Below are 17,390 nucleotides of genomic sequence, written 5' to 3' on the forward strand. Positions count from 1 at the left end.
CGGACCTGTGGGTCTTTTCATACCCCTGTGCATCCGCAATGGATCTTGACGCCCGTCTCCCGGGTCGATGAACTGTCACCGACCGGGCCTCACCACCACAGAGGCCCACACCGGGGGAGGGACCGGGCATGCAGGCCGCGACCCGTACGGAGGGGGTAGGTCGACCGGCCACAAAGCCGGAAGCCTGGCGAAGGGGGAGACGCGTATGACCGGGGAGCCGAAAGCGATGGGCTGCCGTGCCTCATGATGACTGAGGGGCGCATCGAGGCATGCCGCTCGCTGCTCGTACGGCTGGCCCGGTTCACCGGGCGAACGCTGCGGGGCGAGTTCCACGCGATCGTCGTCGAGCCGGTGCAGCGCCTCGCGCGCCGCGGGCTGTCCGGACTGCTGCTGGCGTTCGTGGCCGCGTTCGGCGTCATCTTCTTCCAGGGCATCGCCCAGCACCCCCTCGGCCGGCTCTGGGTGACCCGGCTCGGCGGCGTCAAGGCCGACCTGCCGCTGTGGCTGTCGCTGCTGCGCACGCCCGTGTCGCTGTACGTCCCGGCGCTCGACCTGCCGGTGTGGGCGGGCATCACCCAGCTGTTCCTCGCCTTCGCCTGGGCCGAACTGGCCCTGGGCCGGGCCCGGACGCTGGCGATCGCGTACGCGACCACGCTGGCCGGCACGCTCACCGCCCGCGTGATGATCGCGATGGGCCCCGGCTGGGGAGGCCTCGGGCTGCCACCCGAGGCCGCCCATGTGCTGGACACCGGGCCGTCCGCGGCCGTCGTGGGCCTGTTCACCTATCTCGCGGTGATCAAGCGTGCGCCGGTGGTGTTCACGCTGACCGGCGGCTCGATGGTGTGGGAGTCCATCGCCATCCCCAACCTGGCCGGCCGCGAGCATCTGATCGCGGTGGGCTCGGCGATCGTCCTCGGGCTGCTGCACGGCCGCCGCGAGCAGGTGCGGGCGCTTGTGCGGTCCCTGCTGCCCGGCCGCCGCCGGGCGCCCGCCCCCGCCCCTGCGGCGCCGGTCCCCACGGCCGCACCCGGTCCCGCCCCCGGGCAGCCGCGGACCGTGCCCGCCCCGGCGCGGGCCGACCGGCGCGGGGACGCGGCGATGACCTCCGCGGAACGCTGACCGGCCGGCGCCCCGTGCGGGCCCGGCCGGGGCACCGACGGTGGCCCCGTCCGTGGCCCCGACTGTGGCGCCGGCCACCTCGGCAGTGTGATGGTTTTCGCACGTCGACAACCGGGGGAACCCCTATGGTTGCCGCGAGATACGGCAGGCGTGGCAGACACCATGGTGTTCGTCGCCGGCAGGGCAGCTGAAGGGAATCCAGGATGTTCCGCAAGGTGCTGGTCGCCAACCGTGGAGAGATCGCGATCCGCGCGTTCCGGGCGGGGTACGAACTCGGCGCGCGTACCGTCGCCGTGTTCCCGCACGAGGACCGCAACTCGTTGCACCGGCTGAAGGCCGACGAGGCGTACGAGATCGGGGAGCCGGGGCACCCGGTGCGGGCCTATCTCTCCGTCGAGGAGATCGTGGGCGCCGCCCGCCGCGCGGGCGCCGACGCCGTCTATCCCGGGTACGGCTTCCTGTCCGAGAACCCCGAGCTGGCCCGCGCCTGCGAGGAGGCGGGCATCACCTTCGTCGGCCCCAGCGCGGCGACCCTGGAGCTGACCGGCAACAAGGCCCGCGCGGTCGCCGCCGCCCGCGCGGCCGGCGTACCCGTGCTCGGCTCCTCCCAGCCCTCCACGGACGTCGACGAACTGGTCAGCGCCGCCGAGGAGATCGGCTTCCCCGTCTTCGTCAAGGCGGTCGCCGGCGGTGGCGGGCGCGGTATGCGCCGGGTGGCAGACCCCGCCCAGCTGCGCGAGTCCATCGAGGCCGCCTCCCGCGAGGCCGCCTCCGCCTTCGGCGACCCGACCGTCTTCCTGGAGAAGGCCGTCGTCGACCCGCGCCACATCGAGGTGCAGATCCTCGCCGACGGCGAGGGCGACGTCATCCACCTCTACGAGCGCGACTGCTCCCTCCAGCGCCGCCACCAGAAGGTCATCGAGCTGGCGCCCGCCCCCAACCTCGACCCCGAGGTGCGCGAGCGGATCTGCGCCGACGCCGTCCGCTTCGCCCGCGAGATCGGCTACCGCAACGCCGGCACCGTGGAGTTCCTCCTCGACCCCGACGGCAACCACGTCTTCATCGAGATGAACCCGCGCATCCAGGTCGAGCACACGGTCACCGAAGAGGTCACCGACGTCGACCTCGTCCAGGCCCAGATGCGCATCGCCTCCGGCGAGACCCTCGCCGACCTCGGCCTCGCGCAGGACACCATCACCCTGCGCGGCGCCGCCCTCCAGTGCCGTATCACCACCGAGGACCCCGCCAACGGCTTCCGCCCGGACACCGGCCGGATCAGCGCCTACCGCTCCCCGGGCGGCTCCGGCATCCGGCTGGACGGCGGCACCACCCACGCCGGTACGGAGATCAGCGCACACTTCGACTCGATGCTGGTCAAGCTCACCTGCCGGGGCCGGGACTTCCGGGCCGCCGTGGGGCGCGCCCGGCGTGCCGTGGCCGAGTTCCGCATCCGCGGTGTGGCCACCAACATCCCCTTCCTCCAGGCGGTCCTGGACGACCCGGACTTCCAGGCGGGCCGGGTCACCACCTCCTTCATCGAGCAGCGCCCGCACCTGCTCACCGCCCGCTCCTCCGCCGACCGCGGCACCAAGCTGCTCACCTATCTCGCCGACGTGACGGTCAACAAGCCGCACGGCGAGCGCCCGAAGCTGCTCGACCCGGTCACCAAGCTGCCCGCGCTCCCGGCCGGCGAGCCCCCGGCCGGCTCACGCCAACGCCTGGTCGCCCTCGGCCCCGAGGGCTTCGCCCGGCAGCTGCGCGAGTCCCCGACCCTCGGCGTCACCGACACCACCTTCCGCGACGCCCACCAGTCCCTCCTCGCCACCCGCGTACGCACCAAGGACCTCCTCGCGGTAGCCCCGGTCGTCGCCCGCACCCTGCCGCAGCTGCTCTCCCTGGAGTGCTGGGGCGGCGCGACGTACGACGTGGCGCTGCGCTTCCTCGCCGAGGACCCCTGGGAGCGGCTGGCCGCCCTGCGCGAGGCCGTGCCCAACATCTGCCTGCAGATGCTGCTGCGCGGCCGCAACACCGTCGGCTACACCCCGTACCCGACCGAGGTGACCGACGCCTTCGTACAGGAGGCCGCCGCCACCGGCATCGACATCTTCCGCATCTTCGACGCCCTCAACGACGTCGGCCAGATGCGGCCCGCCATCGACGCCGTCCGGGAGACCGGCACCGCGATCGCCGAGGTCGCCCTGTGCTACACCGCCGACCTCAACGACCCCTCCGAGCGGCTCTACACCCTCGACTACTACCTGCGCCTGGCCGAGCAGATCGTCGAGGCCGGCGCCCATGTCCTCGCGGTCAAGGACATGGCCGGACTGCTGCGCGCCCCGGCCGCCGCCAAGCTCGTCTCCGCGCTGCGCCGCGAGTTCGATCTGCCCGTGCATCTGCACACGCACGACACGGCCGGCGGCCAGCTCGCCACCTACCTCGCCGCGATCCAGGCGGGCGCCGACGCCGTGGACGGCGCGGTCGCCTCCATGGCCGGGACGACCTCGCAGCCGTCGCTGTCGGCACTCGTCGCCGCCACGGACCACTCCGAGCGCCCCACCGGCCTCGACCTGCAGGCCGTCGGTGACCTGGAGCCGTACTGGGAGGGCGTCCGCAGGATCTACGCCCCGTTCGAGGCGGGCCTCGCCTCCCCGACCGGCCGCGTCTACCACCACGAGATCCCCGGCGGCCAGCTGTCCAACCTGCGCACCCAGGCCGTCGCCCTCGGCCTCGGCGACCGCTTCGAGGACATCGAGGCCATGTACGCGGCCGCCGACCGCATCCTCGGCCGGCTGGTGAAGGTCACCCCGTCGTCCAAGGTGGTCGGCGACCTCGCCCTGCACCTGGTCGGCGCGGGTGTCTCGCCTGCGGCCTTCGAGGAGACGCCCGACCGGTTCGACATCCCCGACTCGGTGATCGGCTTCCTGCGCGGCGAACTGGGCACCCCGCCCGGCGGCTGGCCCGAGCCGTTCCGCACCAAGGCCCTGAACGGCCGCGGCGCGCCCAAGCCCGCTCCCGAGCTGTCCGCCGACGACCGCGAGGGGCTCGCCAAGGACACCCGGGCGACGCTCAACCGGCTGCTGTTCCCCGGCCCCACGCGCGAGTTCGACACCCACCGCCAGGCCTTCGGCGACACCAGCGTCCTGGACAGCAAGGCCTTCTTCTACGGCCTGCGCCCCGCCAAGGAGTACGCCGTCGACCTGGAGCCCGGCGTCCGGCTGCTCATCGAACTCCAGGCGGTCGGCGAGGCCGACGAGCGAGGGATGCGCACCGTGATGTCCTCGCTCAACGGCCAGTTGCGCCCGATCCAGGTCCGTGACCGCGCCGCCGCCTCGGACGTGCCGGTGACCGAGAAGGCCGACCGCGCCGACCCCGGGCATGTCGCGGCGCCGTTCGCCGGTGTGGTGACCCTCGCGGTGGCCGAGGGCGACGAGGTCGCGGCCGGTGCCACGATCGCCACCATCGAGGCGATGAAGATGGAGGCCACGATCACCGCGCCCAAGGCGGGCCGCGTCTCCCGGCTGGCCATCAACCGTATCCAGCAGGTGGAGGGCGGCGACCTGCTGGTCGAGATCGCCTGAGCCGACCGTACGCGCCGCGACCCGGCCCCGGTCGCGGCGCGCACCGCGGGACCACCCGCGCGGCCCAGGCCCTCGGCGCCGTGCGCCCGGGGCGTCAGTCCCAGAGCGGGTACGTCATGACCTGCTTGAAGGTGTCCGGCCGGGCGCCGGTGTAGGTCAGGCTGATGTCGCTGAAGCGCTGGAAGCGCGGATGCTTCTTCCACGGCTTCTCGCCGCTGAGCCGGATGACGACCGGGTACGCGTGGAAGGTGCCGGCCGCGCAGTACGGCTTGCAGTCGTTGACCATGTTCACGCCGATGGCCTTCGCCCCGTCCGGACCCCACTGGGTCCACTGGAGGTCGGTCAGCCGGCTGTTGCCGTCGCCGCAGGCCAGGATGAAGTCCTGCGGGCGGACGTTGCGGTGGAAGAAGCAGTCGACGAGCACGGGCTGAGCCCGAGTGACCTGGGCCGGTGCCGTGGCCGTGGTCGGCGGACTGGCCGACGCCGTCGTCATCGCCGCTGTCAGCAAGGCTCCTGCCGCGAGGGTGACTGCCGTTCCCAGCACTGATCCGCGCATGGTCGCTCCCACCGTTGTGCCGTGTCCGACCGCGTGCCTCTCGACGCTACGACCGTACGGCCGATTGCACCAGTCGCGCAGGTCGGACCGCGTGTCAGCCGTGCTTGACGGTCAGGCCGTAGAAGGCGACACGGGCGCCGTCGGTGGTGCTGTCGGAGGAGGACTGGTTGTAGGAGCCGGCCTTGAAGTACTGCTTGTACTGCTGGAAGGGCGACGGGACGGCGTAGTGGGTGGTGGTGCCGTTGACGGTCAGATCGACGGTGTTCCCGCCGGAGACGGCGATGGTGTAGCTCCACGTCCTGCCGACCGCGACGTGTCCCACGGTGTGCGGGGTCTGCCCGCCGGACGGCGAGTCCTCGGTGCCGAGCACGATGTCGCCGTTCGCCCGGTAGTACAGCTCCAGCAACGGTTTGGTGGAGGAGCCGCCGCTGCCGAGGTGGACCTGGCCCACGCACACGTTCTTCGTCACCGACACCACACGCAGCGTCGCGCTCATCCTGTGCGAGCCGGACAGCGCCCAGTCCGCCGCGCTGCCGTCGTGGTTCATCTCGCGCAGTTCGGAGCGGGCGTAAGGGGAGTTCGGGGTGGTGACGCCCTTCTCCGGAGCCCAGAAGGTCATCGCCCCGTCGCGGGTGTCGGTGTAGAAGTACGCGTCCTGGTAGCCGTCCGCGCCCTGGAGCCGGGACGACGGGATGGTGGTCGGGCTGCCGGGGGAGCCGACGGGCTCCTGAAGCTCCCAGACCGACAGGTCGAAGTTGCCGCCGGGGGCCGTGAGGGGGTCGGCGGCGATCGCGCTGGGGCCGCCGAGCGGGGCGAGCGCGAGCGCGAGGCCCGCGGTGGCCGGTACTGCGAGGAGCCGTGACCGGGTCATGGGGGGTCCCTTCGTCGGACCGGATGTCGGACCGACGGATGCGTTCAACATGATGAACGCTGAACGCATCCTTGGTCCTCGGTGACCCGAGAAGCTAAAGGTCTGAACCAGACCCGTCAAGACTTCGAGCGCTGGGAGGTCAGCAGGCGCCCTCGTCCTGCCACGGCCCCCACTGCGCCGCGCCGGGCACCTCGTTCTGGGTCCACCACTTCGCCTTCCAGTTGTGGTTCCCGTACGAGACCTCGTCGCCGGCCGTGTAGACCGCCGAAGCGCTCCAGGCGGTCTTGCAGGAGGTGGGTGTCGGGGTCGGGGTCGGGGTCGGCGTGGGCGTCGGCGGGGTCACCCCGGCGAACTTCACCGAGTACTTGGCGAAGTCCCAGTCGTTCTGCGCCACGCTCGAGCAGGTCCCGGACGTGCGGCCGCCGTTGTCGGGCGGGCTGCACTGCCGGTCGCGGTTCAGGGACCAGAACGTGAAGCGGTCCATGTTGTGGCTCGTCGCGTAGTCCAGCACGGTCTGGAAGTCCGCCTGGGTGAAGTACTCGCCCGTGTCGCTGCGGCCGTTCATGCCGGAGAAGCCCTCGTGCGCGTACGCGGTCGCCTGGTCCCAGCCGAAGGTCGACTGCAGGATCGAGTTGAAGTTGGTCAGCGCGCTGGTCTGGCTCGCCGCCCCGTTGAAGCCGCCGTCGAACGGCATGATGGAGAAGTTGTTCGGCGTGAAGCCCTGGGACTTGGCCTCCAGCAGCATCTGCTTGCCGAACCAGCCGGTGCCGTCCGCCGTGCCGGCCGTCGTCACCGACACGTACAGCCCCGGGTTGTTCTGCTGGAGGATCTTCGCCGCGCCGATCTCGTTGTGGATGGCCGCGGTGTTCTCGTACTCCGGCTCCTCCAGGTCGAAGTCGATCGCGTGCAGCCCGTACTTGGTGATGACCTGCTGGTACGCCGCCGCCGTGGACGCCGCGTCCGCGCAGGCCTGGCCGAGCTTGGTGCCGCCGTAGCCGCCGATGGAGACCGAGACGTCACCGCCCTTGGAGCGGATGGTGTTGATCACCGACTGCACGGCCGTGTCCGACGAGACGGGCGCGGTGCCACCCCAGGTGGGGGAGCAGCCGCCGCCGTTGGGGGCGAGGACGAACGCCAGCTGGAAGGCCTTCAGGCCGGTCGCGTCCATGATGGCGGACGGGTCCGGCGGGTCGTTGTCCAGTGGCATCAGGTAGGGGGCCGCGGCGTACCAGCGGTTGCTCAGCGCGGTGGTCGCGCCCGAGGCGTTGCCCGCGACGAGCGCGGTGGTGCCGGCAGCGGCGAGCGTGACGGCCGCCGCCGCGCCCAGACATGCCCGAAGACGTCTCACTGCGTGCCTCCAGAGGGTGGGGGTGGGGAGTGCCCCGATGTGGGGAGCCCCACCCTCCGGGAGCTGTTGCGGTCACGTCAATAAGTTGGACTAGACCAACATGCTCTTTGGACTAGACCATACGATCCCTTTACCTTCCGTCGACCAGTCGCACGGTGAACCCGCGATCGAGCGGCAGACTCGGCACGGTGATCGTCGTGACCTGCGCGCCTGCATCGAACGACCAGGCGGAGGCGGGCAGTTGGCGGCCGTCGAGCAGCACGCGGGCGGGCGTCGTGGCGCCGTGCACGGTGAACCGGTACGAGCGGGCGTCCACCTTGCCGGCGTACGCGCCCCGGCTCGCGCCCACCGAGACGGTCGTACCGTCGCCGTCGCCGTGCAGGGAGACCCGCTGGGTGGCAGCGGCACCCTGGGCGAAGTCGCGGGTCGTTCCGTCGTCCTCGTACAGCGTGTAGTGGCTCGTGCCATGGGCCGCCGGATACAGGTCCCAGTCCAGCTCGTGCCGGTCCCGGGTCTGCCAACTCGTCGTCCCCTTCGGCCACATGGGGACGATCGCGCCCTCACGCACGAACAGCGGCAGCGTGTCGAGCGGGGCGTGGTAGCCGTTGACCGTGGTCGGGCCCTGGTAGGTGCGGCCGGTCCAGTAGTCGGTCCACGTGCCCTTCGGCAGATGGATGCCGTCGCGGGTGTCGGAGTCCTGGTAGACCGGGGCGACGAGGAAGTCGGGACCGGACAGGAACTCGTACTTCGCCTGATCCGTAAGGGTGCCCGGATCGTCCGGGTACTCCAGCCACAGCGGACGCACCGCGCCCACCCCGGTCTTCGCGGCCTCGGCGGACAGTGTGTACATGTACGGCAGCAACCGCTCCTTCAGCTGCAGGTACTTCCGGTTGATGGAGGTGTACGGCTCCCCGTCGAGCCAGGGCTGCTGGTCGGCCGGTTTCTTGGTCGTGATGTCGGTGGCCCAGCCGTCCATGGTCATGATGGCCGGCAGGAACGCCTTCCACTGAAGATCACGGGCGTACATCTTGGCGTCGTGGCGGTAGATGCTGCCCACGTCACCGGTGTCGTAGGCGATGCCGGACATCGTCGCCCCGGCGTACGTCGGGATCTGCCAGCGGATGTAGTCCCAGGACAGCTTCTGGTCGCCGCTCCACAGCACCCCGCAGCGCTGGGCGCCCGCCCAGGACACCGGCAGCCACACGAAGCCGCGCGCGTCGCTGTTGTCCTCGATCCCCTTCTTCGCCGCGTCGCAGGCGTCGAGTGCGAACTTGTAGCCGTTGCCGACCCAGGCCACGTCCAGTTTGGCCACCCGCTGACCGGCCTTGACCTGGTCGGCGAGCTTGTCGATGCCGTCCTGGGTCCACAGACCGAGCTGGGCGTGGTGATCCTGCAGGCCCTTGGCGGTCTGCTCGAGGTTCTCGTATCCGCAGCCGTAGCCGTCGTTGACCAGCATCCAGCCGAGCGGCATCTGGTTCCGCGTGTACCCGTCGGCGATCTTCAGCGCGTCCAGGGTGTGCCGCTCGCCCCGGTTGGCGTTGTGCAGGTAGCAGTCGGAGTCGCCGGGTTCCAGGCCGTACACCGGAGGCATGAAGGGCTTGCCCACCAACGCTGTGTACTTACGAATGACTTGCTTGGCGTCACCGAGGAAGTAGTAGGCGTCCAGGCGCCGTTCCTGCTGGCCCGTGGTGACCGGTTGGCCGAAGGTGTACACGCCCGGCGCGAAAGTGTTGCGGAAGACGCCGTAGCCCGCGCTGGAGAGGTAGAACGGCTGGGAGTTGTTGTAACCGCCCTCGTCCCAGTCGAAGTTGTTGGCCACGTACATCGTCCGGTCGCGGTGCGAGAAGCTGCCGTTCTGCTCGCCGCCGCCGAAGAACTGCTCGTCCGCACCTCGCGTGAGGCTCTGCCGCATTCCGCCGGTCGACCAGCGCAGCGGCTTGTCCTCCTGCCAGATCCGGGTGCGGTTGTCGGGCTTGTACAGGCCGAAGCGCAGCGGCTTCTTGTACACGCGCAGCACGGCCTGAGGGGAGCGGATGCCGTAGTAGTCGCCCGCGTCGAAGGACGAGGTGGCCTGCTGGAGGGCGGGCTCCGTGCGCACGATGGCGGTGCCGGCGGGATCGCCGAGCGAGCCGGACGGATCGGCCTGGAGGCGGAGTTGACCCCCTGTCAGGAAGTCGGCCCGGGCGGTCAGTTGTCCGGCCCCGATGGTGTAGCTGCCGTCGCCGCCCGAGAAGGACGTGAGGTCACCGGCGTCCGTGGTCGCGGGCAGGTACGCGGTGCCCGTGAAGGAGTTGTCGTGCACGTCGTACGGCACGACCACGACGTGGTACGTCCCCGACGCGCGCGGGATCACCGTGGCCTCGGGGTCGGCGGTGCCCGCGCTGGAGGCCACCTGTTTGCCGTGGTCGTCGTAGACGTAGAGGTCGAAGTCGTCGGAGGGCCTGTCCCACCTGATCGACAGCGGGACGCCGCCCTCGGGGTTGTCGTTCCAGTAGCCGTCCGGCACCGAGACGGTCAGGTCGAAGCGGTCGCAGACCGTGTTGTCGGGGTCGGCGGCGGCGTCCGGACAGCTCTCGGTGCCGCCACCGGTGCCCTTGGCGTAGACCGGGCTCTGCCAGCTGACGCTGCTGTGGGCCGAGTCCAGGACGACACCGGCCGAGCCGGCGGCCCGGGCGGGCGCCGGGGCGGCGAGCACGGTCGCCGCCAGGGCGGTCGCCAGCCCCAGCGGTACCCAGGCCGGCCAGGGCACACGGTGGTGCGGTCTTCGCGGTCTTGGCACTCTTCGCACGTCGGAACAGCTCCCCTCGCAGCACTGCGGACTGACTGTTCTTGCGGGCTGTTGCTCGGATGCGCTCGAAATGAGCGTCATTCGAGCAACTTCACGCACGCAGCCTCAGGGGTGACGCAGGTTCATGTCAAGAGCGCGGGCCGGGGCTCAGCCGGTCAGTCCTCCGACGGCTCCTGGAGCTTGGCCAAGGTCAGCACGCCGCCGCCGATGCCCCAGCCGCCGTCCGTCACCTCTTCCACCAGGACCATCGTGGCGGCGCGGGCCCGCTCTCCGTAGATCTCGACGTACAGCTCGGTGGTGCGGGTGACGATCAGCTCCTTCTGCTGCTCGTCCAGGCTTCCGGCAGGGACCTTGAAATTCGCGAACGGCATGATGTTTCTCCTTTGCTGAAGGGGGATCAGATGATGCCGCCGTTGGCGCGGACCACCTGGCCGTTGACCCAGTGGCCGGCCGGGGAGGCGAGGAACGCCACCACCTCGGCGATGTCGTCGGGCGTGCCCAGGCGCTCCAGCGGGGACTGCGCGGCCAGGTGGGCGATGGTCGCCTCGTCCTTGCCGTCCAGGAACAGGTCGGTGGCCGTGGGCCCCGGGGCGACGGTGTTCGCGGTGACGTCCCGGCCGCGCAGTTCCCGGGCCAGCACCAGGGTCAGCGCCTCGACCGCGCCCTTGCTCGCGCTGTACGCGCCGTAGGACGGGAACGCCAGGCCCACCACGGAGCTGGAGAAGGCGACGAACGCGCCGCCCCGGCGCAGGGTACGGGCCGCCTCCCGGGCGACGACGAACGTGCCGCGGACGTTGGTGCGGTGCATCGCGTCCAGTTCCGCGAGGTCCAGTTCCGCGATCGGCGCGAGATACATCCGGCCCGCCGCGTGGACCGCTACGTCGACTCCGCCGAACGTCTCGGCGGCGGTCTCGAACAGCGCGGCGAGCTGCCGCTCGTCGGCGACATCGGCGCGGACGGCGAGCGCACGGCCGCCGGCCGCGGTGACCTCCTCGACGGCGGCCTCGGCGAGGTCGCGGTTGCCGGCGTATCCGACCACCACGGCGTACCCGTCGGCGGCGAGCCGGGTCACCGTCGCCCGGCCGATGCCGCGCGAGCCTCCGGTGACGACGGCGACACGGGGCGTCGAAGAGGCGGCGGCCGAGGGGGTGGTTGCTTCGGTGGACATGAGAACTCCCGTTGCTGTGGGCGTGACGTCCGTTGCCGTGAGGCGTGGCGTCCCGCCCGCTGAGTGACTCCACCCTCGGCCGCCGCGCACGGGGCAGCCACGGCTGTGCTCACCCTGGGGTCGGCAACCCCTGGATACCGGTGTCCCGAGGCGCGACCATGGAAGGCGTGAACCACGCAGAGCTGGCCGCCTTCCTCAAGTCCCGGCGCGACCGGGTCCGCCCCGCCGACGTCGGACTGCCCGCGGGACCACGCCGCCGGGTGCCGGGCCTGCGCCGCGAGGAGGTCGCCCAGCTCGCCGGACTGTCGGCCGACTACTACACCGAGCTGGAGCGCGGCCGGGGCGCCCAGCCCTCCGCACAGGTCGTGGCCGCCCTGGCCCGCGCCCTGCGGCTGAGCGGCGACGAACGCGACCACCTCTTCCACCTCGCCGAGCGCCCACTGCCGCCCGCCGCGAGCGGCCCCACCGCACTCGTCCAGCCCGCCCTGCTCGGCCTGCTGGACCGGCTCACCACGACCCCCGCCCAGGTCATCACCGATCTGCACGAAACCCTCGCGCAGAACCCGCTCGCCGTCGCGCTGCTCGGCGCGATGCCGGCCGGCCGCGGGCCCGAACGCAGCTTCGTGTACCGCTGGTTCACCGACCCCGCCGCCCGCGGCATCTATCCGGCCCAGGACCACCCGCACCACTCGCGCGTCTTCACCGCCGACCTCCAGGCCGTCGCCGCCCGGCGCGCGAAGGACACCGACGTGACCCGGATGGTGGCCGACCTCCGCCGACGCAGCACGGAGTTCGCCGAGCTGTGGGAGCGGCGGGAGGTGGCCCTGCGCCGCACCGACCACAAACGGATCGTCCATCCCTCGCTCGGCGTCGTCGAGCTGGACTGCCACAACCTCTTCAGCGAGGACGGCCGGCAGCGGCTGCTGTGGTTCAGCGCCCCGCCCGGTACCGAGGGGGCCGCCCAGCTGGAACTGCTCTCGGTGATCGGCACGCAGGACCTGGGCGCGGTGGTGGACTCCTGAACGATGTCCGCAGACCCATGGCGGAGCCTCCGTCGCCTGAGGCACCCTTGAGGGTGTGCGTACTGTTTCGCGCCGTTTGAGCAGTCGCGCACGGTGGGGACGCAGTCGACATCGGTACGAATGGCAGGACGCGCCCGGCGCGTCATGGGGGGAGCGGTCGCGCATGCGATCCATCAGTCGTGATCCACGAACGGTCAGCGGTGATCCACACGCCTCGCCTCCGGCCCGTGCCGCCTGCGGCACAGCGCTCGCGAAGCCGGCGGAAGGGCGGTCGAGCTGACGTGGAGATCACCATCCACAGACCCGGCGAGCTGACAGCCGAGGTGCGCGCCGCCTGGCATCGCGCGATGGACGACTCACCGGAGTACGCCAATCCCTTTCTGGCGCCGGAGTTCGCGGCCGGCGTCGGCCTCTTCCGGCGCGGGGCGCGCGTGGCGGTGCTGCGCGAGGGCGGGACGCCGGCCGGCTTCTTCCCGTACGAGCGCGGGCCGCTGGGCACGGGCCGGGCCATCGGGCTCGGACTGTCCGACTGCCAGGCCCTCGTGCACCGGCCCGGGGTCACCTGGAACGCGCAGGAGTTGCTGCGGGCCTGCGGGCTCAGCATCTTCGAGTTCGACCATCTCGTCCAGGAACAGCGGCCGTTCGCCCCGCATGTCACCGGCACCTTCGCCTCCCCGGTGATCGATGTGAAACCCGGCGACGGCGGCTACCCGGAGTGGCTGCGGGCCACCTACCCGGGGCAGGCCAAGACGACGCTGAAGAAGGAACGGCGGCTCGGCCGGGACATCGGCGAGGTGCGGTTCGAGTTCGACGAGCGTGATCCGGAGGTGCTGCGCACCCTGATGCGCTGGAAGTCCGCGCAGTACCGCAGGACCGGCCGGATGGACCGGTTCTCCCGGCCCTGGATCGTCGGGCTCGTCGACCATCTCTTCCGCGTCCGCGAGGAGCACTTCACCGGCGTGCTGTCCGTGCTGTACGCGGGCGACCGGCCGGTGGCGGCCCACTTCGGTCCCCGGTCGAGCAGCGTACTGGCGGCCTGGTTCACCGCGTACGACCCCGAACTGCACTACTACTCACCGGGGTTGATGATGCACCTGCGGACCGCCGAGGCGGCGGCGCGGGCCGGGGTGACCCTGGTCGACCTGGGCCGGGGCGACAAGGAGTACAAGGACTGGCTCAAGACCCGCGAACTGCGGGTCGGCGAGGGCTTCGCCGCCCGTGCCCATCCGGTGGCCCTGGCCCAGCGGCTGTGGCGCAGACCGGTGCGCGGCCTGCGCAACACGGTGCTGGCCCATCCAGGTCTCCGTGATCCGGCCGACCAACTCCTCAAGACGGTGGGCAGGTTCCGCACGGAGGGCGTGGCGGCCGCCCCGGCCGCGCGAAAGAATCGCCCGCCGGACCGGTAGTTACTGGCAGGTTCTCGTCAATATTTGGCCAAGCGGCGGACGTTTCCGTGTCTGCGTGATCAGGTCTCCTGCGTCGGCAGTGTCGATGCCCTCAGGAGGCTCCTGGTGTCCGTGCCAACCCGCAGAAGACGGTGGTTCACCCTCTGCGCGCTCACCGCGTCCGCCGCGCTCGTCGCGATCCCCCCGTCGGCCGCTTCCGGGCGCTCACCGAGCCCCTTCGGCGTCCGCGTCCTCGGCCAACTGGCCGAGGAGCGCCAGCAGTCGGTGGGTGCCATGTCGCCGCACGTGGCGGGGGACGCCGACGGCGGCAACGAGGCGGACGAGATCGCCGAGGGTGCGGACCAGTACGCCGAGGCCCGCACCTCGCCCGGTGTCGTCGCACCGGGCGCGTACGGCGCCGCCTGGCAGGACCTCACCAACCTCCGCAGGACGGGCGGCATTTGGCGCAACATCACCGACCTGCCGTACAACTCCGACGATCCGCGTTACCGCGACATCGACTCCAACTCCAGCGGCGGATCCGGCAACGTCACCGGCCGGATGGCCGCCGTGGCCGCCGACGACGACGGCTACGTCTACGCGGGCAGCGCGGGCGGCGGTGTGTGGCGCTCGCGCACCGGAGGCGGCCACTGGCAGCCCATCAGCGACCGGCTGCCCGCCCAGTCCACCGGCGCCCTCGCCCTCGACGGCACGGGCCGGCTGTGGCTGGGCACCGGCGAGGCCACCACCAACGCCGACGCCTACCTCGGCAGCGGCGTCTACGTCCTGGACCACCCCCACCACGGCACCTTCTCCCCGCGCCGCCGGGTCGGCGGCGACGAGCTGGAGAGCACCACCATCCACGAGCTGCGCTTCGGCGGGGGCACGGTCTGGGCGGCCACCAGCAAGGGCGTGTGGAGCCACTCCACGAGAGACCTGGACGGCCCCTGGAAGCTGGAGTACGCGCCCAACCCCGACTATCTGCCCGGCGGTTCGAAGGCGAACGACCCCTCCGCGCCGTACAAGAACATCGCCAACGACATCGCCGTCGACCCCAGGGACCCCTCGAAGGTGGTGCTGGCCGTCGGCTGGCGCAGCGGCGACGACTACAACGGCTTCTACACCAAGGTGAACGGCGCCTGGACCCGGATCACCAGCGGCCTCGGTGACCTCCCGGCCGACGCGGACAACGTCGGCAACGTCACCTTCGCCCGCTCCGCCGACGGCTCCCGCTACTACGCCATCGACCAGTCGCCGGAGCAGCTCAACACCAACCCGGACAGCGGCCTCGAGGGCATCTACGTCTCCACCTCCGCCTCCCCGACCGGCCCCTGGACGAAGATCGCCGACTACAAGGGCCTCGCCGCCGACAACTCGGCGCTGACGACCGCCGGTTACATGCCGGGCGTGCAGGCCTGGTACAACCAGTTCCTCGCCGTCGACCCCGCCGACCCGCAGCACGTGTACGCCGGCCTCGAAGAGGTGTACGAGACCAAGGACGGCGGCACCACCTGGTCGACCGTCGGACCGTACTGGAACTTCCCCTTCTCCTGCTGGAGCATCGACCCGACCCGGCAGACCGGCTCCTGCAGCCAGACCACCCACTCCGACCAGCACGGCGTCGCCATCGGCAGCTACCACGGCCACAGCTTCGTGTACGTCGGCAACGACGGAGGCATCTACAGGCGCCCGGTGAACGGCGCCCAGGACGCCTCCGGCCACGCCACCGACTGGACCTCCCTCAACGACGGCACCATCGACACCCTCCAGTACTACTCCGTCGGCATCGGCAGGGACCTCGACCACGGCGGGGTGTCCGTCACCGGTGGCCTGCAGGACAACGGCCAGTCCGTCCTGCGCAGCAACGACACCGTCATGGGCTCCAACTTCGGCGGCGACGGCGGCGACACGCTCACCGATCCCGCCAACGGGTGCGACATCGCGCAGGAGTACGTCTACCTGGCCGTCCAGGTCACCCAGAACTGCGCGGTGAACAACGGGAGTTGGGCCACCGACGCGAGCAAGGCCACCTCGTACTCCGTCGCCCCGGCCGACAACGCCACCAGCGAGGCCCGCTTCATCGCCCCGCTCGCGGCCGACCTGAAGAACGGCAACACCTGGATCGCCGGCGGCCGCCACATCTGGGTCCAGACCCATGGCTACGCCATCCGCAGCGGCTCCGAGTGGACCAGCGTCCACGACTTCGGCGCCGGCCGGGTCGCCACCGCCGTCGCCGCGTCCGGCGGCAAGATCTACGCCGCCTGGTGCGGCCCCTGCAACAACCAGGGCTTCGCCCGGGGCATCGCCGTCGGCAACGCGGACGGGACCGGCTGGCACGACATCAGCCTGCCCGTCGACGGGACCGTGCCCAACCGCTACCTCAGCGGCTTCGCCGTCGATCCGCGCAACGCCGACCACGTCTTCCTCGCCGTCAACGGCTTCTCCCGGCACTGGACGGAGGGGCCGGGTGCGGGCGTCGGCCATGTCTTCGAGTCCACCGACGGCGGTACGACCTGGAAGGACATCTCGGCGAACCTGCCCGACGTGCCCGCCGACTCCACGCTGGTGACGGCGGACGGCGGCCTCGCGGTCGCCACCGACCTGGGCGTGGTCTACCGTGCGCCGGGCCGCACCACCTGGCAGCGGATCGGGGACCTTCCGGCCGTCGCCGTCCTCCAGCTCAGGACGAGCCCCGACGGCAGCACGCTGTACGCGGCCACGCACGGCCGGGGGATCTACACCGTGAAGGTGCGCGACCTGCGGTGAACGCGAGGGGTGGCCCCTGAAGCCCGGGGGTCACCCCTCACCCCCACCCCGCACTGCGCGTCCCACCTCCGTACGCAGCGACACGAACCCGGGCAGGCTCCTGGTGGTGATCTGGTCCCGGTCGGCGGGCAGGCCGATCGGCAGGTCGCGGACGACACGGGAGCCGGGCCCGGGGGAGAGGACGACGACGCGGTCACCGACGTACACGCTCTCGTCGATGTCATGGGTGACGAACACGATCGTCGTGCCGTCGGCCCGGTGCACCTCCAGCAGCAGGTCCTCCAGATCCTCGCGGGTACGGGCGTCCAGGGAGCCGAACGGCTCGTCCATCAACAGCAGGGACGGGCGGCAGACCAGGGCGCGGGCGATGGCGACGCGCTGCTGCATCCCGCCCGACAGCTCGCCTGGACGGCGGCGCCCGGCCCCGGGCAGGCCGACGCGTTCGAGGATCGCCTCGGCCTCGGCCCGCCGCGCGGTCCGGCCGAGTCCGAGCCGGCGCAGCGGCAGCGCCACGTTGTCGCGGACGGTGAGCCAGGGCAGCAGCGAGCGGCCGTACTCCTGGAAGACGACCGCGAGCCGGTCCGGGACCCCGGTCACCGGGGTGCCGTCCACCGTGACCGTGCCCTCCTGCGCGGGCAGCAGCCCGGCGATGGTGCGCAGCAGGGTGGACTTGCCGCAGCCGGACGGCCCGACGACACACAGGAGTTGACCGTCGGGCACGGTGAGGCTGATGCCGTCCAGGACGTGCTGGTCGCCGAAGTACCGGCTGACGGAGTCGAGGCGCAGCAT

Annotated in this window: 12 protein-coding genes; 5 read left to right on the top strand and 7 right to left on the bottom strand. The window is 71.4% G+C overall.

Annotated features, from left to right (window positions below):
* The first annotated feature begins 243 nt into the window (after positions 1–243).
* Together ACH47Z_RS30685 and ACH47Z_RS30690 are read left to right on the top strand one after the other, a co-directional pair.
* The gene (locus ACH47Z_RS30685; protein ID WP_399079406.1) at positions 244–1,119 is read left to right on the top strand and encodes a hypothetical protein; all 876 of its coding nucleotides are present in this window, start codon (positions 244–246) and stop codon (positions 1,117–1,119) included.
* Between the two features lie 203 nt (positions 1,120–1,322).
* On the top strand, positions 1,323–4,697 hold the full coding sequence (locus ACH47Z_RS30690) for a pyruvate carboxylase (protein ID WP_399079408.1): 3,375 nt from the start codon (positions 1,323–1,325) through the stop codon (positions 4,695–4,697).
* 94 nt (positions 4,698–4,791) lie between these two features.
* Here the strand turns inward: ACH47Z_RS30690 and ACH47Z_RS30695 are convergent, their stop codons facing one another.
* The 6 genes from ACH47Z_RS30695 to ACH47Z_RS30720 all read right to left on the bottom strand — a co-directional run bounded on the left by ACH47Z_RS30695 (position 4,792) and on the right by ACH47Z_RS30720 (position 11,428).
* A complete protein-coding gene (locus ACH47Z_RS30695; protein ID WP_399079410.1) occupies positions 4,792–5,253 on the bottom strand; it encodes a hypothetical protein in 462 nt (153 codons plus the stop codon).
* A gap of 94 nt (positions 5,254–5,347) precedes the next feature.
* Positions 5,348–6,124, bottom strand: coding sequence for a polysaccharide lyase family 7 protein (locus tag ACH47Z_RS30700; protein WP_399079412.1), 777 nt, complete (start codon positions 6,122–6,124; stop codon positions 5,348–5,350).
* Between the two features lie 139 nt (positions 6,125–6,263).
* Positions 6,264–7,472 (bottom strand): carbohydrate-binding protein, encoded by a 1,209-nt coding sequence (locus ACH47Z_RS30705; RefSeq protein ID WP_399079414.1) that lies wholly within the window; start codon positions 7,470–7,472, stop codon positions 6,264–6,266.
* 130 nt (positions 7,473–7,602) lie between these two features.
* Entirely contained in the window at positions 7,603–9,774 is a 2,172-nt protein-coding gene (locus ACH47Z_RS30710) for a TIM-barrel domain-containing protein (RefSeq protein WP_399079567.1), read from the bottom strand.
* Positions 9,775–10,415: 641 nt separating this feature from the next.
* On the bottom strand, positions 10,416–10,631 hold the full coding sequence (locus ACH47Z_RS30715) for a tautomerase family protein (protein WP_399079416.1): 216 nt from the start codon (positions 10,629–10,631) through the stop codon (positions 10,416–10,418).
* A gap of 26 nt (positions 10,632–10,657) precedes the next feature.
* On the bottom strand, positions 10,658–11,428 hold the full coding sequence (locus tag ACH47Z_RS30720; protein WP_399079418.1) for an SDR family oxidoreductase: 771 nt from the start codon (positions 11,426–11,428) through the stop codon (positions 10,658–10,660).
* 167 nt (positions 11,429–11,595) lie between these two features.
* Here ACH47Z_RS30720 and ACH47Z_RS30725 point away from each other — a divergent pair, with 167 nt between their 5' ends.
* The 3 genes from ACH47Z_RS30725 (at position 11,596) to ACH47Z_RS30735 (ending at position 16,601) form a co-directional block, all read left to right on the top strand.
* Positions 11,596–12,450: a helix-turn-helix transcriptional regulator gene (locus tag ACH47Z_RS30725; protein WP_399079420.1), complete on the top strand. Its 855-nt coding sequence runs from the start codon at positions 11,596–11,598 to the stop codon at positions 12,448–12,450.
* A gap of 281 nt (positions 12,451–12,731) precedes the next feature.
* Entirely contained in the window at positions 12,732–13,856 is a 1,125-nt protein-coding gene (locus ACH47Z_RS30730) for a GNAT family N-acetyltransferase (RefSeq protein ID WP_399079422.1), read from the top strand.
* 105 nt (positions 13,857–13,961) lie between these two features.
* Positions 13,962–16,601: a glycosyl hydrolase gene (locus ACH47Z_RS30735; protein WP_399079424.1), complete on the top strand. Its 2,640-nt coding sequence runs from the start codon at positions 13,962–13,964 to the stop codon at positions 16,599–16,601.
* A 30-nt stretch (positions 16,602–16,631) separates the two neighbouring features.
* Here ACH47Z_RS30735 and ACH47Z_RS30740 read toward each other — a convergent pair whose 3' ends face one another.
* Positions 16,632–17,390, bottom strand: coding sequence for an ABC transporter ATP-binding protein (locus tag ACH47Z_RS30740; protein WP_399079426.1), 759 nt, complete (start codon positions 17,388–17,390; stop codon positions 16,632–16,634).

The sequence above is a fragment of the Streptomyces sp. NPDC020192 genome, from assembly GCF_044388685.1.
In the GTDB taxonomy this organism is placed as follows: domain Bacteria; phylum Actinomycetota; class Actinomycetes; order Streptomycetales; family Streptomycetaceae; genus Streptomyces.